The 22181-nt window shown below is 71.7% G+C and carries 17 protein-coding genes; 10 read left to right on the forward strand and 7 right to left on the reverse strand.

The window, feature by feature from the left end; translation table 11 throughout:
* Positions 1-48 precede the first annotated feature (48 nt).
* The 5 genes from C6N31_RS11810 to C6N31_RS11830 all read right to left on the reverse strand — a co-directional run bounded on the left by C6N31_RS11810 (position 49) and on the right by C6N31_RS11830 (position 4819).
* Entirely contained in the window at positions 49-1179 is a 1131-nt protein-coding gene (locus C6N31_RS11810) for a WD40/YVTN/BNR-like repeat-containing protein (RefSeq protein WP_438817414.1), read from the reverse strand.
* 85 nt (positions 1180-1264) lie between these two features.
* The gene (locus tag C6N31_RS11815; protein ID WP_138358431.1) at positions 1265-2725 is read right to left on the reverse strand and encodes an MFS transporter; all 1461 of its coding nucleotides are present in this window, start codon (positions 2723-2725) and stop codon (positions 1265-1267) included.
* 85 nt (positions 2726-2810) lie between these two features.
* Complete coding sequence (locus C6N31_RS11820; RefSeq protein WP_138358433.1) at positions 2811-3176, reverse strand: nuclear transport factor 2 family protein; 366 nt, start codon at positions 3174-3176, stop codon at positions 2811-2813.
* Positions 3177-3291: 115 nt separating this feature from the next.
* Entirely contained in the window at positions 3292-3972 is a 681-nt protein-coding gene (locus C6N31_RS11825) for a hypothetical protein (protein WP_138358435.1), read from the reverse strand.
* Positions 3965-4819: a BN159_2729 family protein gene (locus tag C6N31_RS11830; RefSeq protein ID WP_198357496.1), complete on the reverse strand. Its 855-nt coding sequence runs from the start codon at positions 4817-4819 to the stop codon at positions 3965-3967. The genes C6N31_RS11825 and C6N31_RS11830 overlap by 8 nt, the downstream gene beginning before the upstream one ends.
* 403 nt (positions 4820-5222) lie before the next feature.
* On the opposite strand from C6N31_RS11830, the gene C6N31_RS11835 reads away from it, so the two are divergent.
* The 6 genes from C6N31_RS11835 (at position 5223) to C6N31_RS11860 (ending at position 13699) form a co-directional block, all read left to right on the forward strand.
* The gene (locus tag C6N31_RS11835; RefSeq protein WP_138358439.1) at positions 5223-6179 is read left to right on the forward strand and encodes a hypothetical protein; all 957 of its coding nucleotides are present in this window, start codon (positions 5223-5225) and stop codon (positions 6177-6179) included.
* A 37-nt stretch (positions 6180-6216) separates the two neighbouring features.
* Entirely contained in the window at positions 6217-7746 is a 1530-nt protein-coding gene (locus tag C6N31_RS11840) for an APC family permease (protein ID WP_138358441.1), read from the forward strand.
* A 145-nt stretch (positions 7747-7891) separates the two neighbouring features.
* Positions 7892-9079: a CaiB/BaiF CoA transferase family protein gene (locus C6N31_RS11845; protein WP_198357497.1), complete on the forward strand. Its 1188-nt coding sequence runs from the start codon at positions 7892-7894 to the stop codon at positions 9077-9079.
* Entirely contained in the window at positions 9076-10227 is a 1152-nt protein-coding gene (locus C6N31_RS11850) for an acyl-CoA dehydrogenase family protein (RefSeq protein ID WP_138355206.1), read from the forward strand. The genes C6N31_RS11845 and C6N31_RS11850 overlap by 4 nt, the downstream gene beginning before the upstream one ends.
* A gap of 46 nt (positions 10228-10273) precedes the next feature.
* Positions 10274-11488 (forward strand): acetyl-CoA C-acetyltransferase, encoded by a 1215-nt coding sequence (locus C6N31_RS11855; RefSeq protein ID WP_138355207.1) that lies wholly within the window; start codon positions 10274-10276, stop codon positions 11486-11488.
* Between the two features lie 33 nt (positions 11489-11521).
* Positions 11522-13699, forward strand: coding sequence for a 3-hydroxyacyl-CoA dehydrogenase NAD-binding domain-containing protein (locus C6N31_RS11860; RefSeq protein ID WP_198357498.1), 2178 nt, complete (start codon positions 11522-11524; stop codon positions 13697-13699).
* A gap of 34 nt (positions 13700-13733) precedes the next feature.
* On the opposite strand, the gene C6N31_RS11865 is transcribed toward C6N31_RS11860, so the two are convergent.
* The gene (locus C6N31_RS11865) at positions 13734-14471 is read right to left on the reverse strand and encodes a MerR family transcriptional regulator (RefSeq protein ID WP_138355209.1); all 738 of its coding nucleotides are present in this window, start codon (positions 14469-14471) and stop codon (positions 13734-13736) included.
* A gap of 160 nt (positions 14472-14631) precedes the next feature.
* Between C6N31_RS11865 and C6N31_RS11870 the strand changes: the two genes are divergently transcribed.
* The gene (locus C6N31_RS11870; RefSeq protein WP_138355210.1) at positions 14632-16422 is read left to right on the forward strand and encodes an AMP-dependent synthetase/ligase; all 1791 of its coding nucleotides are present in this window, start codon (positions 14632-14634) and stop codon (positions 16420-16422) included.
* Between the two features lie 5 nt (positions 16423-16427).
* The gene (locus tag C6N31_RS11875; protein WP_138355211.1) at positions 16428-17834 is read left to right on the forward strand and encodes a M1 family metallopeptidase; all 1407 of its coding nucleotides are present in this window, start codon (positions 16428-16430) and stop codon (positions 17832-17834) included.
* A gap of 18 nt (positions 17835-17852) precedes the next feature.
* Here C6N31_RS11875 and C6N31_RS11880 read toward each other — a convergent pair whose 3' ends face one another.
* Positions 17853-18920 carry a fatty acid desaturase family protein gene (locus C6N31_RS11880; RefSeq protein ID WP_138355212.1) on the reverse strand — a complete coding sequence of 356 codons (1068 nt, stop codon included), beginning with the start codon at positions 18918-18920 and terminating at the stop codon, positions 17853-17855.
* Positions 18921-19065: 145 nt separating this feature from the next.
* On the opposite strand from C6N31_RS11880, the gene C6N31_RS11885 reads away from it, so the two are divergent.
* Both C6N31_RS11885 and C6N31_RS11890 read left to right on the forward strand, forming a co-directional pair.
* Positions 19066-19581: a GNAT family N-acetyltransferase gene (locus C6N31_RS11885; protein ID WP_138355213.1), complete on the forward strand. Its 516-nt coding sequence runs from the start codon at positions 19066-19068 to the stop codon at positions 19579-19581.
* Between the two features lie 107 nt (positions 19582-19688).
* Entirely contained in the window at positions 19689-22115 is a 2427-nt protein-coding gene (locus tag C6N31_RS11890; RefSeq protein ID WP_164606789.1) for a Tex family protein, read from the forward strand.
* Positions 22116-22181: the final 66 nt, after the last annotated feature.

Raw genomic sequence — 22181 nt, forward strand, 5'->3', positions numbered from 1 at the left:
GGCGGTCGGAGGTCGGACCGCCTTCTCCCCACCGTCAGGGCGAGACAGTCAGGGCGACAGGGTCAGGGTGAGACGGGCGATCCGGCCCTTCTCGCCCGACGCCCAGCAGCTGAGGTCGGGGGCACAGTCGACCGTGTCGAAGGACCCGGAGTCGAACTGCCGCCAGCCGCGCCCCGAGTCGAGGGACAGATCGCTGCCGGTGGGCCCGACCGCGATCGCGGCGAAGCCCGGATAGGGGAGCCACGCGACACCCGAGCGGTACGCCTGCGGTGGCGTCGCGGACACCGTCCAGGTGGCGCCGCCGTCCCAGCTGACCGCTCCGGCGCTGGGCGAGGCCTGGTCGGCGCGGTAGTCGCCGCCGACGGCCAGGCCGTGCCGGGCGTCACGGAAGGCGAGGGCGAAGACGCCCTTGGCGGGGTCACCGGCCGGGATCACGGTCGGCGCCGCCGTCCACGTCAGACCCCGGTCACCGGAGTGCAGCACGCGGGAGGCCGCGCCGCCGCCGGTGGCCAGCCACACGTCACGGCTGCCCGACGTGACCAGGCACTGGCCGCTCGCCGCGAAGGAGGCCTCGCCGTCCTGCGCGGCGGGCATGCCGTCGGAGGGCAGCACCCGCCAGCTGCGGCCGCCGTCACCCGTGGACAGGATCCGGTACTTGCCGTCCACCGGGTCGCTGACGGCCAGTCCGTTCTTCGCGTCGAAGAACGTCAGGCAGTCGTAGAACGCCTTCGGGTCGGGGTTGCGGAAGGTCTCGGTCCAGCTGGCGCCGCCGTCCTGCGTCCGGTAGACGCGGGAGGTGTCGCCCTCGCCGATCGCCAGGGCCACCGCGTGCCGCGCGTCGAACGCCTCGATGTCGCGGAACTCCAACTCCGCAGCGCCCGGCGGGGACACATTGCCCCAGCTGGCGCCGCCGTCGGTGGTCCGCAGGACGGTGCCGGCGGAGCCCGCCGCCCAGGCGGTCCTGCTGTTCACCGCCGACAGGCCGCGGAACCGGGACGTCGTTCCGGTCGCCTTGAGCTCCCAGCCGAGCTTCGGCAGGCTCACCTTCGCCCCGTTCGCCTGTGGCGCGGCCGGCTTCGTGCCGCCCGGCTCCGGGCCGGCCTGCGCGGGAAGCGCGGCCACCGCGACCAGTGCCGCCCCGCACAACCCGATCGTCACCGTACGTCTCAGTATCCCCATGGCACTCATGCCGCGGAACGTAGCCGACCCCCTCGATGCCGTCCAGACGGCACCGAGGGGGTCGGCGGATGCTGACCGGGTGGATTCATCCCGTGCTGGCCGCCTTGCGGGGCAGCAGCAGGACGAGTGCGGCGAGGGCGACTTCGACGGCGATGAGGAAGCCGAGACCGAGACCGAAGGCGTGCGGGAAGGACTCCGGCTGTCCGCTGCCGACCGCGTCGTAGAAGATGATGCCGATCAGCGCGACGCCCAGCGCTCCGCCGATCTGCTGGATGGTGGCGACGGCGCCGGAGGCGGAGCCGACCAGCTGGGGCGTGACGCCCCGGAGCACGATGGTGGTGAGCGGTGCGATGACCATGCCCATCCCCAGTCCGTCGAAGAACAGCCCGGGGACCAGCCAGCCGATGCCGCCGGTGGTGCCGATGCGGTGCGAGGCCTCCCAGAGGAGTGCCAGGCCGAGGACCATGCCGAGGGCGCCGACCGAGATGGTGTGCCGGCCGAGCCGTGCGGACAGGTGGTGGGCGGTGGTCGACGTGATCATGTAGCCGGCGCCGATCGCGGTGAAGACCACTCCGGAGGCGAGTGCGTCCAGACCGCGGCCCTGCTGCAGATAGAGGGCGAGCACCAGGAAGAACGACGCCTGGCCGATCCAGAACACCAGCTGGGCGAGGACGCCGACGGTGAACGTCCGCTCCCGGAACAGCGCGGTGTCGACCAGCGGGTCGGCGCCGCGGCGGCCCAGGCGGTGCTGGTGCACGGCGAACTCCGCGAACAGCAGGGCGGACAGCGCCAGGCACAGCCAGGTCCACAGCGGCCAGCCCTGCTCGCGGCCCTGGATCAGCGGCAGTACGAGGGCGACGACGGCGAGGGTCGACAAAGCGACACCGGTCACGTCGAGGCGGGGGCGCTGCGGGGCGCGGGACTCGGTCAGGGCGCGCGGGACGAGCAGCAGTGTCACGGCGCCGACCGGCAGGTTGATGAGGAAGCAGGTGCGCCAGTCGAGTCCGAAGAAGTCCGCCTTGATGAGCAGGCCGCCGATCAGCTGGCCGAACACCGCGCCGATACCCATGGTCAGCCCGTACATGCTGAACGCGCGGGCCTGGGCCTTTCCGGCGTAGTCGGTCTGGATGATGGAGAGCACCTGCGGGCCCATCAGCGCGGCCGCCAGGCCCTGCAGGACGCGGGAGGCCACGAGTATTCCGGCGGTCGGGGCGATGCCGCAGGCCACGGAGGTCAGGGTGAACAGCGCCAGCCCGACGGCGAAGATCCGTCTGCGGCCGAACATGTCACCCAGCCTTCCGGCGGTGATCAGCCCGGTGGCCAGGGCGAGTCCGAAGCCGGCGACCACCCACTGGATCGACGCGGTGCCGGCGTGCAGGTCCACCTGCATGGACGGGATCGCGACATTGACGATGAAGAAGTCGAGGGCGGTCATGAAGGTCGCGATCAGGAGAACCAGCAGGCCCAGCCCCGGCCGGCGGGCGGGCGGCCGCTGACGGTCGGCGGCGGAGGGGATGGTGCGTTCGTCGGTGAGGGGCGATGCCATGGCGGAACTCCTGTGGACGATAGGGCGACGGGGCGTAGGGCTGCGGCGGGGGCGGGCCGGACGGGCCCGCCCCCGGGGCGGTTGCTCAGGCCGCTGGAACCTTGTCGAGGAAGCCGAGGACGCTGCGCAGCCGGCCGTCCCCGGTCAGCACCGCGACGTCGAACCCGATCACCAGCGACTCGCCGCCGGCCGGGCCCAGTTCCCAGGTGAAGCGGGCGATGTTGTGATGGGCGTCGACGGGCCCGCCCAGGGTGAACACCAGTCCGGGGAACTGGGCCTGCACGGCGCCGATGGTCGCGTCGATCGCGTCACGCCCCTCGGCGACCACCAGCGGGTCGGTGTACTCGGCGTCGTCGGCCCACAGTTCGTCGATCGCCGCGCGGCGGGCAACAGGGTCGGTCTCGTTCCAGGTGGCGAGGTAGCGCTCGACGAGGTATTGGGTGTCGCTCATGTCCGGGGTCTCCCTGCGGGTCGGTGCGCGGCGTGCGCTGTCGTGTTGTTTGCTGTGCTGCGTTCCTGCAGGTCAAGACGTTACGGAGATCGAAGGGACGCGGAATCAGTCATCGTTAGGTACTTGGGTGCGGATCGGCGGCCGTCTCCGCGCTCGGGGCGGCAGCGCGGTACGGGATGATTCGGGCGTCGGCGCGAGCCTCCCGGCGGTAGCGCCGGCAGCCGCGGAGGGCGATGCCGAGACGGCGGAGGAGCGCCCGTCGCTCGCGTTCGTGCCGCGCTGCGGTGGTGAGGGCGTTGCTGGCGGCCACGACCAGGGCGACGTTCGCTTCGGCCAAATGCCGCTTCGCGGCCGCCAGGTCGGCGAGCGCCTGCTCGAGGCAGGCGTCCCGCCGGCGGATGGTGGTGAGTCCGAGCACGGGATCCCTCCTGCTGCGCTGGTCGAAGGGCTCGCCTGCGCGGCGCTCCCGGTGTTCGTCGGCGTGGACGTAGTACGCGACGGCCTCGTCGCGGGTGAGTCCCTGGGCCTCGGCGATCTCGTCCCAGGTGGCAGCGCCCTCAAGGGCGTCACGCACTGCCTTCCACCGGCCGTCCAGCAGCCGGCGGACGAGCTCGGCGTTCGCCGCCAGCGACTGCAGCGGAGTGACGTGCGGCACGGCCAGTTCCAGGGCCGCCCGGTCCGCCTGGTCGTGGTCGCCCGACTCGACGGCGAGTACGTGAACGATTTCGATCCGGGCCAGGCGAGGGCCCTGGTTCCACCGTGCCAGCAGCTGCTCCAGCGTCATGGGCTCAGGCATCCGCGGTCACCGCCTCCGTGCCCTGGGCAGGGGTGCCGGGCCCGGTCGCGGCGAGCCCCTCGGTCAGCGAGATGACGGCGCCGGCCGGGGGAGCAGCGGCGGCCACGGGAGCAGGGGCGGGTGCCGGCAGATAGGGCACGGCGGGCCGGAGCGGGCCCACTTGGTGGACCACGTTCGCCAACGAGCACGGAACGTTCTGCCCGGCGGCGACGAGGAGCGGCATGTCGTCCGGACCCCTCCGGACCAGGTACTTCCAGCGGCAGCCGTCCCGGTCGACCATCGGGCGGCCGAGGTCGTGGACGCGTCCGTACAGCCGGTACGGGTCGATCGCGGCGGCGGCGAGAGCGTCGAGCAGCTCGGGCACACCGTGTGCGACCAGCCGTACTTCGGTGTCCTGCAGCCGGCCGTACGTGACCTGGGCGTTGCCCACGGACCGCCCGGAGTCGTGACGGGAGACGCCGGTCTCGGCCATCCAGTGGTCCCAGTCCTCAAGGGACCTGACCCGGACGGCGACGACAGCGCGGTCGTAGTCGGTGCCGATCTCGATCACGTCGGCGTGTGAGACGTACTGCGAGAGAAGCCACCCGGCGACCTGCATGGCTGGGTCGCACCGCTCGTCCCACGCCGTGGCGGTGAGTTCGAGCTCGGTGCCCTCGCCCTCGGCCTCGGTGGCCTCGACCTCGGCCTCGGCCATCGGCGCCCGAGCCGGGCGGCCAAGACCCTCGGCGGACGTGATCAGCCCGGCCGCGTCCATGGCCGTCGCGATGCGCGTCGCCACGTCACCGGTCGTGAACTGCGCCAGCCCCTCGTGAATGACTCGCGCGGCGCGGGAGAGGTTCGGATTCATCAGGCCGATCGCATCCCTCGACGGCACGGTCGGCTTACGCAGCGCAGCGCCGGCTTCCGGCCCGCCGAAACCTCCTCGATAGCCGCCAGGCCGAAGGCCTCCAGCTCGGGCGGGAGATGCCCGCAGTGATCCGGGGCCGTCACCATCGACTCATGGCCCAGGCGCCGCTGCACAGCCATGCGGCTGCCCCGCAGGGGTCACAGCAGCCGCATGGCTGTGCCGTGGATCGCGGATCGCAGGCGTCTTCTCCCGGCCCGGCGCCCGCGCCCGCCCGCTGCTCCCCGGCCGGAATCCCGTAGGGGACTACAGGGAGACAACAGGCGTGGTCTTGAAGCGGACCTGTGCCTACCGGTTGGCTGTGGACGATCACTGTTCGTAACCCGCCCGTGGAGGCAGCCCGCGGATGAGCCCACCTCCGCCCCCCTTCGGCTTCTCCCGGGCCAAGGACGACTTCGGCTTCGATCCGGCCCTCGACGACGTCGAGCTGGTCGCGGCGCGCAGCGCCCTGGGACAGGGCCACTGGTCCGAGGTACGCACCTTGCTGGCCGAGACCGGCGACCACTGGGACCGCCGCGGTCACCGGCTGGTCGTGCTCGCCGAGGGCCCGGCCACCGCCGCGTGGACCCGCGAATGGCAGCTCGCGGAACCGGACAGCCAGGACGCGGCGATGCTGCTCGCGTGCTCCACGGTGTTCCGCGCCGTGGCCGGCAAGGCGAACCCGGAAGTCGCGCGGGAGGCCTGTCTCGCGGTGGCCCGGCTGGCGCCGGCGGACCCCTCCCCGTGGCTGGCGCTGCTGATCCTGGCCCGCCGCACCGGTACCGACGAGGACCAGGTGCGCGCGTTCGACCAGGTGCGCGGCCGGCACCGTAGCCACCACCACGCGCACCATCTGATGACCGCCTGCCTGGCCGAGCGTCAGAAGACGGACCGGAACGACCCGTTCCATGAGGTGTACGAGTTCGCCGAGTGGGCCGCGGGGGAGGCACCCGAGGGTTCGCCGCTCGCCGGACTGCCGCTGCTCGCCCACATCGAGCGCTACCGGGTGCTCGCCGGGACCGGCGCCGAGCCGAAGGATCCCACCGGCCTGCCGCACTGGACCAGCGGCCGCGGCCGGCAGAGCCTGCGCACGGCGTTCGACTGGTGGCTGGAATGGCACGGTGGCGACCATCCCCGGCTGGAGCTGGATCTCAACCTGCTCGCCTTCGCCATGGTGCACAGCGGCCGTCCGGTGGAGGCCGCCGCGCTGTTCAACCGGATCGGCCCGCACGCCACCCGGCGGCCCTGGTCGTACTTCGGCCGCGATCCGAAGAAGGCATTCCGCGCCGCGCGCAGCTCCGCGCTCGGTTTCGGTTCTCCGTAGGACCCGACGCTCACCTCACCGGAAGGACACCGCAGCCATGCTGACGGGCAGTAAGACCGAGATCAGCACCTTCAAGGGCCAGGAACGGGCGCTGCGCGCCGACCGGATCGGTACGACCGGGCTCCTGCTCTCGGTGCTGGCGGCCAGCGCGCCGCTCATGGTCGTCGCGGGCGTCATGCCCACGACGTACGGTGCGACCGGCATCGTCGGGCAGCCGCTGCTGTTCGTGATCCTCGGTGTGGTGATGGCGCTCTTCAGCGTCGGCTACGCGGAGATGAGCCGCCATGTGCACAACGCGGGTGCCTTCTACGCCTACATCGCCCGCGGCCTCGGCGCCACGGCCGGTGTCGGCGCGTCCTTCGTAGCCCTCGTCTCGTACAGCCTCATGCAGGTCGGCATCTACGGCATCTTCGGCTTCGAGGTCGTCGGCCAGCTCGACCAGCACTTCGACATATCCGTCGACTGGTGGATACCGGCGCTCTTCGCGGTGCTGCTCACCGGCGCGCTGGGCGCGCTGAAGATCGACCTGAACGCCAAGGTGCTCGGCGTGCTGCTGGTCGTCGAGTGCGCCCTGGTCATCGTGTGCGACATCGCGTTCGTCGCGGATCCGGACAAGAGGCAGGGCCTGACCCTGACCGGCTTCGACCCCAGCACGCTGACGGGCGCCGGCCTCGGAATCGCCCTCTGCTTCGCCGTCGTCGGCTTCGTCGGGTTCGAACAGGCCCCCGTGTACGCGGAGGAGACCAGCAAGCCGGGGCGCGCGGTGGCGCGCGCGATGTTCCTCGCCGTCGCCTTCGCGAGTGTCTTCTTCGCCCTCACCTCATGGCTGATCGGCGTGGCCGCCGGTCCTTCGCAGGTCGTGGGCGCCGCGCAGGAGCAGAGCGCGGGCCTGCTGTTCGGTCTCACCGAGTCCCGGCTCGGCGGCACCTTCACCGACCTGCTGCACGTGTTCTTCCTGACCGGCATCTTCGCCTCGATGCTCAGCTTCCACAACGTCGTCGCCCGCTACGCCTTCGCGATGGGCCGCGAGGGCCTGCTGCCCTCCGCCGTGGGCCGCACCTCCAAGTCGAGCGGCGCCCCCGCGATCGGCTCGATGCTGCAGACCGTGATCTCCCTCCTCGTCGTGGTCGCCTTCGCGGTCACCGACGACAAGCCGGCCGGCGACCCGACGGTGCCGGTGCTGCGGCTGTTCACCTGGGGCGGCAACGTCGGCGCGGTCGGCGTCATCCTCCTCATGGCGGTCGCCTCGGCCTCCGTCATCGCCTTCTTCGTCCGCCGCGGAGCCGGCCGCGCCCAGATCTGGCGGCTGCTGAGCGCCGGGGTGGCCGGGGCCGCCCTGCTCTTCGTACTCGTCTACGCGGTCAAGGACTTCGACGTGCTGATCGGTCCCGACCAGGACGCGGCGCTGGCCTGGATCCTGCCGGGCATCGTGGGGATCTCCGGCGTCGTCGGCATCGTGCTGGGCCTGGTGCTGAAGGCACGGAAGCCCGAGGTGCACGCCCGCGTGGGCCTCGGCAACGAGGCGTTCCAGCTGGAGAAGGCCGCGGTCTCCGAGACCTCCGCCTGACCGCTCGCACCGGCCCGCCACGCCCTGGAGGCGCGGCGGGCCGGTGTCGTTTCCGGGCCCCGCCCGTCCGGCCCTTGCCAGGACTGGAACACGTTCCTAACATCACTGATGTGACATCACTACTGTCAAAGTGATCGGGGAGCCGATGGACGTGCAGGCAGGTCCCGGCCCACTGGCCGGCGTCAGGGTCGTGGAGCTGGCCGGCATCGGCCCCGGGCCGTTCGCCGCGATGGTGCTGGCCGACCTGGGCGCCGATGTCGTACGGGTCGACCGGCCCGGCGGTTCCGGGCTGGCCATCAACCCGACGTACGACATCACCAACCGCAACAAGCGGTCGGTGCTGCTGGACCTGAAGTCCCCGCGGGGCCCCGCCGCCGTCCTGGACCTCGTCGAACGCGCCGACATCCTGGTCGAGGGCTACCGGCCGGGCGTCGCGGAACGGCTGGGCGTCGGCCCCGAACAGGCGCTGGCCCGCAACCCCCGGCTGGTGTACGGGCGGATGACCGGGTGGGGCCAGGACGGCCCGCTCGCGCACACCGCGGGCCATGACATCGGCTACATCGCCATCACCGGCACGCTCGGCATGATCGGCCCGGCCGACGGCCCGCCGGCCATCCCCGCCAACCTCGTCGGCGACTACGCGGGCGGCTCGCTCTACCTCGTCATCGGCGTTCTCGCGGCCCTGCAGCACGCCCGCACCACCGGTACCGGACAGGTCGTCGACGCCGCGATCGTGGACGGCACCGCGCATCTGACCTCGATGATCCACGGCATGGTCGCGGCCGGCGGCTGGCAGGACCGGCGCGGCGCCAACCTGCTCGACGGCGGCTGCCCGTTCTACGGCGTCTACGAGACCGCGGACGGCGGCTACATGGCGGTCGGAGCCCTGGAGAAGCGCTTCTACGCCGAGTTCACCGCTCTGCTGGAGCTCGGCGAGGACGCCCCGGACCGCGGCGACCTCGCCCGCTGGGGCGATCTGCGCGCCGCCGTCGCCGCCCGCTTCAAGACCCGCACCCGCGACGAGTGGACGGCCGTCTTCGAGCAGTCCGACGCCTGCGTCGCCCCGGTCCTGTCGCTGCGCGAGGCCCCCGGCCACCCGCATCTCGCCGCCCGCGGCACCTTCACCGAGGATGCCGGCATCGTCCAGCCCGCCCCCGCGCCCCGGTTCTCCGCCACCCCCGGCGCCGTACGCCTCCCGCCCGCCCAGCCGGGCGCGCACACGGCGGAGGTCGCCCGGGACTGGCAGGTGCCCGCGCTCGGCCAGGGAGCCGAGCCCGGCCACGGCCCCGCGTCCGACGCGTCCGAAAGCCTTCGAGGAGACACATCCGTATGAAGCGTGAGATCTTCACCTCCGACCACGACGCCTTCCGTGAGACCGTGCGGACGTTCCTCGCCAAGGAGGCGCTGCCGCACCACGAGCGCTGGGAGAAGGCGGGCATCGTCGACCGGGAGGCATGGCTGGCCGCGGGCCGCCAGGGGCTGCTCGGCGTCGCGGTACCCGAGGAGTTCGGCGGCGGGGGAGAGCCGGACTTCCGCTACGGGGTCGTGCTGGGCGAGGAGTTCACCAGGGCGGGCGTCTCGGGGCTGGCCATCGGCCTGCACAACGACATCATCGGCCCGTACCTCACCTCGCTGGCCACCGACGAGCAGAAGCGCCGCTGGCTGCCCGGCTTCTGCTCCGGCGAGATCATCACCGCGATCGCCATGACCGAGCCGGGCGCCGGCTCCGACCTGCAGGGCATCCGCACCACCGCGGCCGACCACGGCGACCACTGGATCCTGAACGGCTCCAAGACCTTCATCTCCAACGGCATCCTCGCCGACCTCGTCATCGTCGTGGCCCGCACCGGCCACGAGCCGGGCCAGGAAGGCGCCAAGGGCCTGAGCCTGCTGGTCGTCGAACGCGGTATGCCGGGCTTCGAGCGTGGCCGAAACCTGGACAAGATCGGCCAGCACGCGCAGGACACCGCGGAACTGTCGTTCAGCGATGTGCGGGTGCCGAAGACCAATCTGCTGGGCGGCGAGAACCAGGCGTTCCTGCACCTGATGACCAATCTCGCCCAGGAGCGGCTGGCCATCGCCGTCTCCGGGATCGCCGCCGCCGAATCCGTCCTGGAGCTGACCACCGAGTACGTCAAGCAGCGCGAGGCGTTCGGCCGTCCGCTGGCCAAGCTCCAGCACATCCGGTTCGAGATCGCGGAGATGGCCACCGAATGCGCTGTCACCCGGTCCTTCATCGACCGTTGCATCACCGAGCACAGCGCCGGCGGGCTCGACGCCGTCCATGCCTCGATGGCCAAGTGGTGGGCGACGGAACTGCAGAAGCGCGTCGCCGACCGCTGTCTGCAACTGCACGGCGGATACGGCTACATGGCCGAATACCGGGTCGCGAGGGCGTTCACCGACGGCCGTATCCAGACCATCTACGGCGGCACCACGGAGATCATGAAGGAGATCATCGGCCGTTCCCTGCTCGCCTGATCCCCCGACCGGTCTCCGGACCCCTCATTCCCGAAAGGCACCCGACGTGAGTCCCGAAGCGTACGTATTCGACGCCATCCGCACCCCGCGCGGCCGCGGCAAGGCCAATGGCGCACTGCACGGCACCAAGCCGATCGACCTGGTGGTCGGCCTCATCCACGAGATCCGCCGCCGGTTCCCCGGCCTGGACCCGGCCGCGATCGACGACATCGTGCTGGGCGTCGTCGGCCCGATCGGCGACCAGGGTTCCGACATCGCCAAGATCGCGGCGATCGCCGCCGGGCTGCCCGACACCGTCGCCGGCCTGCAGGAGAACCGCTTCTGCGCCTCGGGCCTGGAAGCGGTCAACCTGGCGGCGGCCAAGGTGCGCTCCGGCTGGGAGGACCTGGTGCTGGCTGGCGGCGTGGAGTCCATGTCACGCGTCCCGCTCGGCACGGACGGCGGCGCCTGGGCGATGGACCCGATGACCAACTTCGAGACCGGCTTCGTCCCGCAGGGCGTCGGCGCTGACCTCATCGCCACCATCGAGGGCTTCTCCCGCCATGACGTCGACTCCTTCGCGGCCCTGTCGCAGGAGCGGGCGGCCGAGGCGTGGAAGGACGGCCGCTTCGCCCGGTCCGTCGTCCCGGTCCTGGACCGCAACGGACTGACCGTCCTGGACCACGACGAGTTCATCCGGCCCGGCACCACCGCCGAGACCCTCGCCGCCCTCAAGCCGTCGTTCGCGACGGTCGGCGAGGCGGGCGGCTTCGACGCCGTGGCGCTGCAGAAGTACCACTGGGTCGAGAAGATCGACCATGTCCACCACGCGGGCAACTCCTCGGGCATCGTGGACGGCGCGGCGCTCGTCGCCATCGGCAACCGCGAGACCGGTGAGCGCTACGGCCTCACCCCGCGCGCCCGTATCGTCTCCGCCGCCGTCTCCGGCGCCGACCCGACGATCATGCTGACCGGCCCCGCGCCCGCCGCCCGCAAGGCGCTCGCCAAGGCGGGCCTCAGCATCGGTGACATCGACCTGGTGGAGATCAACGAGGCGTTCGCCGCCGTCGTGCTGCGCTTCGTCCGCGAGATGGGCCTGAGCCTGGACAAGGTCAACGTCAACGGCGGCGCCATCGCCATGGGCCACCCGCTCGGCGCGACCGGCGCGATGATCCTCGGCACCCTCATCGACGAACTGGAACGGCGCGATCTGCGCTACGGCCTGCTGACGCTGTGCGTCGGCGGCGGCATGGGCATCGCCACCGTCATCGAGCGCGTCTGACGCCCCGTCCAACCCCCTTACGGAGACCCTGAGATGAGCGAGTCCACCACCATCCGCTGGGAGCAGGACGGGAACGGCGACGGAATCGTCACCCTGATCCTCGATGACCCCAACCAGTCCGCCAACACCATGAACGCGGCCTTCGCCGACTCCCTGGACGCCGTCCTGGACCGGCTGGAGGCCGAGGCCGACACCGTACGCGGCGTCATCATCACCTCCGCGAAGAAGACCTTCTTCGCCGGCGGCGACCTGCGCGACCTGATCCGTGCCACGCCGGAGAACGCCGCCGAGGTCTTCGCGGGCTCCATGCGCATCAAGGGCCGGCTGCGCCGTCTGGAGACCCTCGGCAAGCCGGTCGTCGCCGCCATCAACGGCGCCGCGCTCGGCGGCGGGTACGAGATCGCGCTGGCCTGCCACCACCGGATCGCCCTGGACGCCCCCGGCTCCAAGATCGGTCTGCCCGAGGTCACCCTCGGGCTGCTGCCCGGAGGTGGCGGCGTCGTGCGCACCGTCCGGCTGCTCGGTATCGCCGACGCGCTGCTCAAGGTGCTGCTGCAGGGCCGGCAGTACGCCCCGCGGCAGGCGCTGGAGGCCGGTCTCATCCATGAGGTCGCCACCGACCGCGAGGAGATGCTGGCCAAGGCCCGCGCGTTCATCGACGCGAACCCGCAGGTGCAGCAGCCCTGGGACGTCAAGGGCTACAGGATCCCCGGCGGGACCCCCAAGAGCCCGGCGTTCGCGGCGAACCTGCCGGCCTTCCCGTCCAATCTCCGCAAGCAGCTGGCCGGCGCCCCGTACCCGGCGCCGCGCAACATCCTCGCCGCGGCCGTCGAGGGCGCCCAGGTCGACATCGACACCGCTCTGGCGATCGAGGGCCGCTACTTCACCGAACTGGCCTGCGGCCCCATCTCGAAGAACATGATCCAGGCGTTCTTCTTCGACCTGCAGGCCGTCAACTCCGGTGCCAACCGTCCGCAGGGCATCGACCCGCGCCCGGTCACCAAGGTCGCCGTCCTCGGCGCCGGGATGATGGGCGCCGGCATCGCCTACTCCTGTGCCAAGGCGGGCCTGCAGGTCGTCCTGAAGGACGTGTCCGCCGAGGCCGCCGAGCGCGGCAAGGCGTACTCGGCCGCGATCCTGGACAAGGCGCTCGCCCGTGGCCGCACCACGCAGGCCAAGCGGGACGAGCTGCTGGGCCGCATCAGGGCGACCGGCGACCCGCGGGACCTCGCGGGCTGCGACGCCGTCATCGAGGCGGTCTTCGAGGACCCGTCGCTCAAGCGCAAGGTCTTCCAGGAGATCGAGGACGTCATCGCCCCCGACGCCCTGCTCTGCTCCAACACCTCGACGCTGCCGATCTCGCTGCTGGCCGAAGGGGTCAAGCGCCGCCAGGACTTCATCGGACTGCACTTCTTCTCGCCCGTCGACAAGATGCCGCTGGTGGAGATCATCAAGGGCGAGCACACCAGTGCGGAGGCGCTGGCCCGCGCCTTCGACCTGGTGCGGCAGATCCGCAAGACCCCGATCGTCGTCAACGACTCGCGCGGCTTCTTCACCTCGCGCGTCATCGGGCACTTCATCAACGAGGGCGTCGCGATGGTCGGCGAGGGACTGGATCCGTCCTCCGTCGAGCAGGCCGCCGCCCAGGCCGGCTACCCGGCCAAGGTGCTCTCGCTGCTCGACGAGCTGACGCTCACCCTGCCGCGCAAGATCCGCGCGGAGTCGCAGCGCGCCATCGAGGCCGAGGGCGGCAGCTGGCAGACCCACCCCGCCGAAGTGGTCCTGGACCGGCTGATCGACGAGTTCGGCCGCACCGGCCGCAGCGGCGGCGCCGGGTTCTACGACTACGAGGACGGCAGGCGGACCCGGCTGTGGCCCGGTCTGCGCGAGCACTTCAGCAAGCCCGACGCGCGGATCCCGTTCCGGGACATGCAGGAACGGATGCTGCTCTCCGAGGCGCTGGACACCGTCCGGCTGCTCGAGGAGGGCGTGCTGACCTCAGTCGCCGACGCCAACATCGGCTCGATCATGGGCATCGGCTTCCCGGCCTGGACCGGCGGCGTCCTGCAGTACATCAACGGCTACGAGGGCGGACTGCCCGGCTTCGTGGCCCGCGCCGGTGAGCTGACGGCGGCGTACGGCGAGCGCTTCACCCCACCCGCGCTGCTGGTCGCGAAGGCGGAGAAGGGCGAGACCTTCACGGACAGCTGAGGCTTTCCCCGCCCTTGGCGTACGGGCTTCGGTCTCAGTCCCTGCCGGACGAGGCCGAAGCCCGCAGCTCCTCCGCCAGCGACCGTTGGAAGGCGGTCACCAGGGCCTGGACCAGGGCCGGCTGGATGTACTCGGTGAGCGAGCGCATCCGGGCGGTCTCCTCCGGGCTCGGGTCACCGTCCAGATACGGCTGCCAGACCTGCTCGCGGAAGAGCTTCTGCAGCTCATGGGCGACGGCCCGGGTGTGCTTCAGCACGATCTCGCGGGTGGCGAGCACCGTCTCCAGCGGGATCGGCACGTCCAGCAGCCGCACCCCCAGGTGCAGCATCGCCGGATTGACCAGGAAGACCTCGGGGCGGTCGGTGCGGTCGAGCACACCCATCGCCGACAGCCGGTCCACATCGTGGTCGGTCAGCGCCCGGCCCGCCCGCCGCTCCAGCTGCGCGCGCGGCGTCTCCTCGGCGGAGTCCGGCACCCAGGCGGCGACCAGCGCCCGGTGCATCGCCAGATCCTCCGCGGTGATGTCGGCCGGCAGCTGGAGGAGGTAGCGCTCGATCGCCGCCAACGTCAGCCCCTGGTGCTGCAGTTCCTCGATCAGCGACAGCCGCGCCAGGTGCTCGGGCCCGTAGAGCCCCACCCGTCGCGGACCCAGCACGGGCGGCGGGAGCAAGCCCTTGCTGCTGTAGAAACGAAGCGTACGGACGGTGACTCCGGCCCGCGCCGCCAGCTCGTCGACGGTGAGGCCGGCCGGCTGGATCAGGGACTGCGCCATGCGCTGCGCCTCGCTTCCGTCGGTACCCCGGTGCCGCCCCGGTCGATGCGGCGGATCGTGCTCAACAGTATTGCTGTCTCAGCGATGGTGTGAAAGCTTGCGGTTCCCGTACTCCACCAGGTTCCAGGAGACCGGCCGCCAGGCCGGCCAGGAGGCCGTCATGCCCACGATCCTGCGACTCCCCGCCGAACCGTCCGAGCTCACTCTCCCCGCGCTGCTGCTGCGCAATGCCGAGGACCACGGGGATCTCCCCGCGCTGTCCTGGCGCACCGCCGACGGATCCGGCTGGACCACCCTCACGTGGTCGGATGTCCGCCGCAAGGTGGCCGTCCTCGCCTCCGGCTACGCCGCGATCGGCGTGGAGCGGGGCGAGCACGTCCTGCTGATGATGGGCAACCGCCCCGAGCACTGGCTCTCCGACCTCGCCCTCGTCCACCTGGGCGCCGTGCCGGTCTCCGTCTACGGCACCGCCGCGCCCGAACAGATCGGCCATATCGCCCGTCACAGCAGGGCCCGGCTCGTGGTCGTGGAATCGGCGCGCGAGGGCGCCCGGTGGGAGCCGCTCCTCGACGACCCGCAGACCCGGCTGCGGCGGATCGTCGTGGTGGAACCCGGCGAGGCGGGGCCGCACGTCGCGTACTCCTCGATCGCCGCGCAGGGCGTCCGGCTGTACGACGCCGACGCCTTCGAGAAGGGCTGGCGCGCGGTGGACCCGGCCGACCCGCTCACCGTCGTCTACACCTCCGGGACCACCGGCGACCCCAAGGGCGTCGTGATCTCGCACCGCAATGTGCTGCTCAACGGCATCGCGCTGGACCGCGTCGCGGACTTCCCCGGCCACGCCGCGAGCATCTGCTATCTGCCGTTCGCCCACATAGCCGAGCGCATGCTCGGAATCTATCTGCCGGTCTTCCGGGCCGGGCACGTCCACCTCTGCGCCGATCCGCAGGCCGTCGCGGCGACCGCCAGGGAACTGCGCCCCGTGCAGTTCTTCGGCGTGCCCCGGGTCTGGGAGAAGCTCACCTCCTCGGTACGGGCCGCCCTCGGCCTGCTGCCCGAGGAGCGGCGTGCGGCCGTCGGGGCGGCCGCGGAGACCGCGCGGGCCGTGGTGAAGTGCCGCGAGCGCGGCGAGGAGCCCGCACCGGCCCTGGCCGCGGCCTACGCCGAGGCGAAGGCCGCGGTGCTCGACCCGGTGCTGGCCCTGGCCGGCTTCGAGCGGCTGACCTGGACGGCGAGCGCCGCCGCGCCGATGCCCGTCGACATCCTGGAGTTCTGGGCCGGCTTCGGCCTGGTCATCGTCGACGCGTGGGGCCTGACGGAGACGACCGGCGTTGCCACCACCAACAGCCCCGGCGGCTTCCGCTTCGGCTCCGTCGGACGCCCGCTGGACGGAGTGGAGGTACGGACCGCGGAGGACGGCGAGATCCTCGTGCGCGGGCCGATCGTCTGCGCCGGCTATCTGCGGCCGGACGGCACGGTGCTCCCCGCCACCGACGCCGACGGGTGGTTCCCCACCGGGGACGTCGGCCGGATCGACGAGGACGGCTATCTGTGGATCACCGACCGCAAGAAGGAGATCATCGTGCTCTCCTCGGGCAAGAACGTGGCCCCTGCCGCCGTCGAGAACGCCCTGAAGGAGCACCCGCTGATCGGCCAGGCCCTGGTGCACGGCGACGGCCGCCCCTACCTCGTCGCCCTGCTCGTCCTCGACCCCGAGCTGGCTCCCGCCTGGGCCGACCGGGAGGGCCCGGAGGCGCTGCGCGCCGAGATCGCCCGCGCGGTCGCCACCGCCAACGCCCGGTTGAGCCGGCCCGAGCAGATCAAGCGCTACCACCTGCTCACCGATGAGTGGGGGCCGGCCACCGGAGAGCTCACCCCCTCGCTGAAGCTGAAGCGCCGGGTGATCCGCAGTACGTACGCTGAGGAGATCGATTCCCTGTACGAGGGGTAGGACCTGTGCACCACCGACTCCTGCGCGCGGCGCTCTCCGGGCTGCTCCTCGTGACCGCGTGCGCCGCAGGGCGCCCCTCCGCGTCACCGCCGTCCGCGGACAGCTCCTCCGGAGTCGGCGACCCGCTGTTCCCGCTGGCGGGCAACGGCGGGTACGACGTCTCGCACTACGGCCTCGACCTGGACTACGACCCCGCGACCCGGGTGCTGCGCGGCACCGCGCGGATCACCGCGCGTGCCACGCGGGGTCTGCCGACCTTCAACCTCGACCTGTCGGGCCTGGAGGTCGGCAAGGTCACCGTCGACGGGGCCGGGGCCGTGAGCTCCCGCGCCGGGGCCGAACTGACCGTACGGCCGGCCCACGCCATCGGTTCGGGGGCGGAGTTCACCACCGTCGTCGAGTACTCCGGGGTCCCCGGCACCATCAAGGACGCCGACGGCTCGCACGAAGGGTGGGTCCGTACGGACGACGGCGCCGTCGGCCTGGGCGAACCGGTCGGCTCGATGGCCTGGTTCCCGGGCAACAACCACCCCTCGGACAAGGCCGCCTACGACATCACGGTGACCGTGCCCGAAGGCCTGACCGCGGTGTCCAACGGGGAGTTGACCGAGACCCGCACCACGGGCGGCCGGTCCACGTTCCGGTGGCACAGCGCCGAGCCGATGGCGAGCTATCTGGCGACCGTCGCCATCGGGAAGTTCCAGGTGACCCGGTCGGCCACAGCCTCGGGACTGCCGGTCTACGTCGCCGTCGACCCCCGCGAGGCGGGCGAGGAGCGGTCCGGTGTGCTCCGCAGGATCCCGCAGATCGTCGACTGGGAGAGCGGGCTGTTCGGCCCGTACCCCTTCTCGTCCACCGGCGCCATCGTGGACCGTGTCGACGGCGACACCGTCGGCTACGCCCTGGAGACCCAGACGAAACCGGTGTTCCCCGGCGACCGGAAGGGCACCACCCTGGACGAGCCGACCCTGGTGCACGAACTGGCGCACCAGTGGTTCGGCGACTCCGTCACCCCCCGCACCTGGCAGGACATGTGGCTCAACGAGGGCTTCGCCACCTACACCGAGTGGCTGTGGGACGAACAGCACGGCGGTGACAGCGTTCAGAAGCACTTCGACGCCACCTACCGGGACGACGCCCAGTGGGCGTTCCCGCCGGCCGACCCCGGCAAGCCGGAGAACGTCTCCGACGCCCCGGTCTACGGACGCGGCGCGATGGTCCTGCACAAGGTGCGGCAGGCCGTCGGGGACGAGCGGTTCTTCGCCATCCTGCGCGGCTGGGCCACCGGGCACCGGGGCGGGAACGTCGACTCCGCCGAGTTCACGGCCTGGTGCGAAAAGCAGTCCGGCAAGGACCTCAGCGGCCTGTTCGCCGTCTGGCTGTACGGCGACGGCCGCCCCGGAACGCCTTAGGAGCAGCAGGCGTTCGCCCTAAGAGGTGGGGGCCGCTTCGCGCAGCGGGGCGCCGACCTCGTGCATGTGGCTGAGCGCCTGGGCGTACGAGTCGAGCAGCCCGGTCTCGGTGTAGCGGACGTCCAGCCGGTCGCAGTGCTCGCGGACCAGCGGCTGGGTGAGGCGCAGATGCGGGCGGGGCATGTTCGGGAAGAGGTGGTGCTCTATCTGGTAGTTGAGCCCGCCGAGGAACCAGTCGGTGACCAGCCCGCCGCGTACGTTGCGCGAGGTGAGGACCTGACGGCGCAGATGGCCCCAGCGCGACCCCGGCTCCGGCATCTCCATGCCCTTGTGGTTCGGGGCGAAGGCGGAGCCCAGGTGCAGACCGAACAGCGCGTGGTGCAGCAGCGCGAAGGCGATGGCCTGGCCGACCGGCATCGCGATCAGCAACAGGGAGATGTAGCCGAGGAGATGGGTGGACAGCAGGGCGCCCTCGACGCCGCGCTCGCGTGCGGGGCGGCTCTTGAGGCTCTGGAAGCTGGACACCTTCAGCGCGATGCCCTCCAGCAGCAGCATCGGGAAGAACAGCCGTGCCTGGTGCCGGGTGAGGAAGCGTGCGAAGCCCTGCCGTTCGACGGCCTGGGCCCGCGTCCAGACCAGTGCGCCCACCTCGACGTCCGGGTCCTTCTCGATGTGGTTGGGGTTGGCGTGGTGCCGGTTGTGCTTGTCGTTCCACCAGCCGTAGCTCATACCGAGCAGCAGATTCGCGTGCACCAGGCCGATGAGCCGGTTGCGGTCCCGGCTGCGGGCGATCTGCTGATGTCCGGCGTCATGGCCGAAGAAGGCCGTACGGGCACCGAAGACCGCGGCCGGCAGGGCGAGGAGCAGCACCAGCCAGGAGCCGCCGAGCAGCAGCACCCCGCTCCATATCGCGCCCAGCGCGACCAGGTTCAGGGCGATCGCGGCGGCGTAGTACCCGGGCCTGCGTTTGAAGAGCCCGTGCTCCTTGACGACCCGCAGCAAGGGGGCGAAGTCGCTGCCCGCCGGACAGTCGGCGCCGTCGGCGGCGTCGGTGACAGGGGCTGCGAGAATGCTGACGGGGGGCATGGGTGCTCCTCGATGCTGGCGTGCGGAATCCGTATGTCGAACCTACGGATCAGCGGCCCGGAGCAGCCATGACGGCATCACCCCAACCGCTGGGGTGCCAAGCCCCCGGATATTCGGGGGCTAACCCCCGCACGGTCCTGCAAGTATGGGCTGCGTGACGGCAACAACAGACCACGCTGCCCGGTGGGAGACCGTCCCCCTGGCGCCGGGGCATCCCGAGGCATCCGCGCTGCTGCGGCAGTACTACGTCGAACTGGTCGCCCGGTACTACGACCGGCCGGCGACCGACGCGGAGGTGGACCAGGTCCTGCTGGACGAGCTCAGCGACGACTTGGTCGTTCCCACCGGTCACTTTCTGGTCGTACGCCGTGACGGCGTGCCGATGGGATGCCTGGGCGTGCGGGTGCTGGACCGGGACACCGGTGAACTGACCCGGATGTTCGTTCGCTCCGAAGCCCGGGGCCAGGGCGTCGCGAGCCGACTGATCGCCGCCGCGGAACTCGCCGCGCGCGACATCCTGGGCGTGGCCGTGCTGCGGCTCGACACCCGCAAGGACCTGGTGGAGGCCCGCGCGCTGTACGCCAAGCACGGATACCGCGAGATCCCCGCCTACAACGACAGCCAGTACGCCGACCACTGGTTCGAGAAGACGCTGGTCTGACTCCGCCGGGGGCGCGGTACGGCTGCGGGCCGTCCGCGCCGTCCCGGCCCGCGCGGGCATAATGCACGCAGAAGTCCAGCGGAGAGAGCAGGTTCAGCATCGTGACGATGTCTGTTGCAGGGTCGGTCGGGCCGTCGGTCGAGCGCAGGATCGCCGAGGAACTCGGGGTACGGCAGGCACAGGTGCAGGCGGCCGTCGATCTGCTCGACGGCGGCGCCACCGTGCCGTTCATCGCCCGCTACCGCAAGGAAGCCACCGGCACCCTCGACGACGCGCAGCTGCGCACCCTGGAGGAGCGGCTGCGCTACCTGCGGGAGCTGGACGAGCGGCGGGCCGCGATCCTGGAGTCCGTGGAGTCGCAGGGCAAGCTGGACGACGCGCTGAAGGCGCAGATCCTGGCCGCCGACTCCAAGGCGCGGCTGGAGGACATCTACCTGCCCTTCAAGTCCAAGCGGCGCACCAAGGCGCAGATCGCCCGTGAGGCCGGTCTGGAGCCGCTGGCGGACGCGCTGCTGGCCGACCCGGGGCTCGACCCGCAGACGGTGGCCGCCGGTTACGCCGACGCGGAAAAGGGCGTCGAGGACGCGGCCGCCGCGCTGGAAGGGGCCCGCTCCATCCTCACCGAGCGGTTCTCCGAGGACGCCGACCTGGTCGGCGAACTGCGCACCCGGATGTGGTCCAGGGGCCGCCTAGTGGCGAAGGTGCGCGAGGGACGGGAGGAGGCCGGCGCCAAGTTCTCCGACTACTTCGACTTCACCGAGCCGTTCGCCAAGCTCCCCTCGCACCGCGTGCTGGCCATGCTGCGAGGCGAGAAGGAGGACGTCCTCGACCTCACCCTGGAGCCCGAGGAGCCCAGCGAGGGCCCCAGCAGCTACGAGCGCAGCATCTCGCACCACTTCGGCATCGCCGACCGGGGACGGCCGGCCGACCGCTGGCTGGCGGACACCGTGCGCTGGGCCTGGCGCACCCGCTTCCTGGTCCGGCTCGGCATCGACCTGCGCGGACAGCTGCGCCAGGGCGCCGAGGACGAGGCGGTCCGGGTCTTCGCCTCCAACCTGCGCGACCTGCTGCTCGCCGCACCTGCCGGCACCCGCGCCACCATGGGCCTCGACCCCGGGTTCCGCACCGGTGTGAAGGTCGCCGTCGTCGACGCCACCGGCAAGGTCACCGCCTTCGAGACGATCTACCCGCATGTGCCGCGCAACAAGTGGGACGAGTCGGTCGCCACCCTCGCCCAGCTCGCCCGCGAGCACTCCGTGGACCTGATCGCGATCGGCAACGGCACGGCGTCACGCGAGACCGACAAGCTCGCCGCCGACCTGATCCGGCTGCACCCGGACCTGAAGCTGACCAAGGCCGTGGTCTCCGAGGCCGGCGCCTCGGTCTACTCCGCGTCCGCCTACGCCTCCGCGGAACTCCCGGAGCTGGACGTCTCCATCCGCGGCGCAGTCTCCATCGCCCGGCGCCTGCAGGACCCGCTGGCCGAACTCGTCAAGATCGATCCCAAGTCGATCGGTGTCGGCCAGTACCAGCACGACCTGTCCGAGCTGAAGCTGTCGCGCTCGCTGGACGCGGTCGTCGAGGACTGTGTGAACGGTGTCGGCGTCGACGTCAACACCGCCTCCGCGCCGCTGTTGCGTCGGGTCTCGGGCATCACCGAGGGCCTGGCGGGCAACATCGTCGCCCACCGTGACGCCAACGGGCCCTTCCGGTCCCGCAAGGCGCTCAAGGACGTCGCCCGGCTCGGCCCGAAGGCGTACGAGCAGTGCGCGGGCTTCCTGCGGATCCCCGGCGGCGACGACCCGTTGGACTCCTCCAGCGTGCACCCCGAGGCGTACCCGGTGGTGCGCAGGATCAGCGCCACGGCCAAGACGGACATCCCGTCGCTGATCGGCAACGGCACCGTGCTCCGGGCCCTGAAGCCGCAGGACTTCGTCGACGACTCCTTCGGGCTGCCGACCGTCACCGACATCCTCGCCGAGCTGGAGAAGCCCGGCCGCGACCCGCGACCCGCCTTCAAGACCGCCACCTTCAAGGACGGCGTCGAGGAGATGAAGGACCTGCAGCCCGGCATGCTGCTGGAGGGCGTGGTCACCAACGTCGCCGCCTTCGGTGCCTTCGTCGACGTCGGCGTTCACCAGGACGGCCTGGTGCACGTCTCGGCGATGTCCCAGAAGTTCGTCTCGGACCCGCGCGAGGTCGTCAAGCCCGGTGACATCGTGCGGGTGAAGGTCCTCGAGGTCGACATCCCCCGCAAGCGCATCTCGCTGACGCTGCGGCTGGAGGACGAGGCCACGCCGCGCGGTCCGCGGGACGACCAGCGTCAGGGCGGCGGCGGTGGCGGCGAGCGCCGGGGCGGCCCGCCCCGTCAGGCCCGGGGAGGCCAGGCCCGGGGCGGCCAGGGCGGCGGCCGGGGCGCCCGCGACGACCGCGGTGACCGGCGCGGCGGCGGTTCCGCGGCTCCGGCGCCCGGCGGCGCCATGGCCGACGCGCTGCGCCGCGCGGGCCTGGACCAGGGAAAGGGCGGCCGCTGACCCGTCGTCACTTTCTACGGCCGGCGCGGGCGCGCCGGCCGTAGAGTGGGTTACCGCCGGTGCCGG

It is taken from the genome of Streptomyces fildesensis, assembly GCF_016107395.1.
GTDB classification, from domain to species: domain Bacteria; phylum Actinomycetota; class Actinomycetes; order Streptomycetales; family Streptomycetaceae; genus Actinacidiphila; species Actinacidiphila fildesensis.

What these genes read in the sequence shown, in the direction of transcription:
- C6N31_RS11880 (WP_138355212.1), bottom strand. Translation starts at nt 18,920, where the DNA reads ATGCCCCCCGTCAGCATTCTCGCAGCCCCTGTCACCGACGCCGCCGAC.
- C6N31_RS11810 (WP_438817414.1), bottom strand. Translation starts at nt 1,179, where the DNA reads ATGGGGATACTGAGACGTACGGTGACGATCGGGTTGTGCGGGGCGGCA.
- C6N31_RS11835 (WP_138358439.1), top strand. Translation starts at nt 5,223, where the DNA reads ATGAGCCCACCTCCGCCCCCCTTCGGCTTCTCCCGGGCCAAGGACGAC.
- C6N31_RS11870 (WP_138355210.1), top strand. Translation starts at nt 14,632, where the DNA reads ATGCCCACGATCCTGCGACTCCCCGCCGAACCGTCCGAGCTCACTCTC.
- C6N31_RS11845 (WP_198357497.1), top strand. Translation starts at nt 7,892, where the DNA reads ATGGACGTGCAGGCAGGTCCCGGCCCACTGGCCGGCGTCAGGGTCGTG.
- C6N31_RS11860 (WP_198357498.1), top strand. Translation starts at nt 11,522, where the DNA reads ATGAGCGAGTCCACCACCATCCGCTGGGAGCAGGACGGGAACGGCGAC.
- C6N31_RS11825 (WP_138358435.1), bottom strand. Translation starts at nt 3,972, where the DNA reads ATGCCTGAGCCCATGACGCTGGAGCAGCTGCTGGCACGGTGGAACCAG.
- C6N31_RS11815 (WP_138358431.1), bottom strand. Translation starts at nt 2,725, where the DNA reads ATGGCATCGCCCCTCACCGACGAACGCACCATCCCCTCCGCCGCCGAC.
- C6N31_RS11865 (WP_138355209.1), bottom strand. Translation starts at nt 14,471, where the DNA reads ATGGCGCAGTCCCTGATCCAGCCGGCCGGCCTCACCGTCGACGAGCTG.
- C6N31_RS11890 (WP_164606789.1), top strand. Translation starts at nt 19,689, where the DNA reads ATGTCTGTTGCAGGGTCGGTCGGGCCGTCGGTCGAGCGCAGGATCGCC.
- C6N31_RS11850 (WP_138355206.1), top strand. Translation starts at nt 9,076, where the DNA reads ATGAAGCGTGAGATCTTCACCTCCGACCACGACGCCTTCCGTGAGACC.
- C6N31_RS11885 (WP_138355213.1), top strand. Translation starts at nt 19,066, where the DNA reads ATGGGCTGCGTGACGGCAACAACAGACCACGCTGCCCGGTGGGAGACC.
- C6N31_RS11840 (WP_138358441.1), top strand. Translation starts at nt 6,217, where the DNA reads ATGCTGACGGGCAGTAAGACCGAGATCAGCACCTTCAAGGGCCAGGAA.
- C6N31_RS11830 (WP_198357496.1), bottom strand. Translation starts at nt 4,819, where the DNA reads ATGAATCCGAACCTCTCCCGCGCCGCGCGAGTCATTCACGAGGGGCTG.
- C6N31_RS11820 (WP_138358433.1), bottom strand. Translation starts at nt 3,176, where the DNA reads ATGAGCGACACCCAATACCTCGTCGAGCGCTACCTCGCCACCTGGAAC.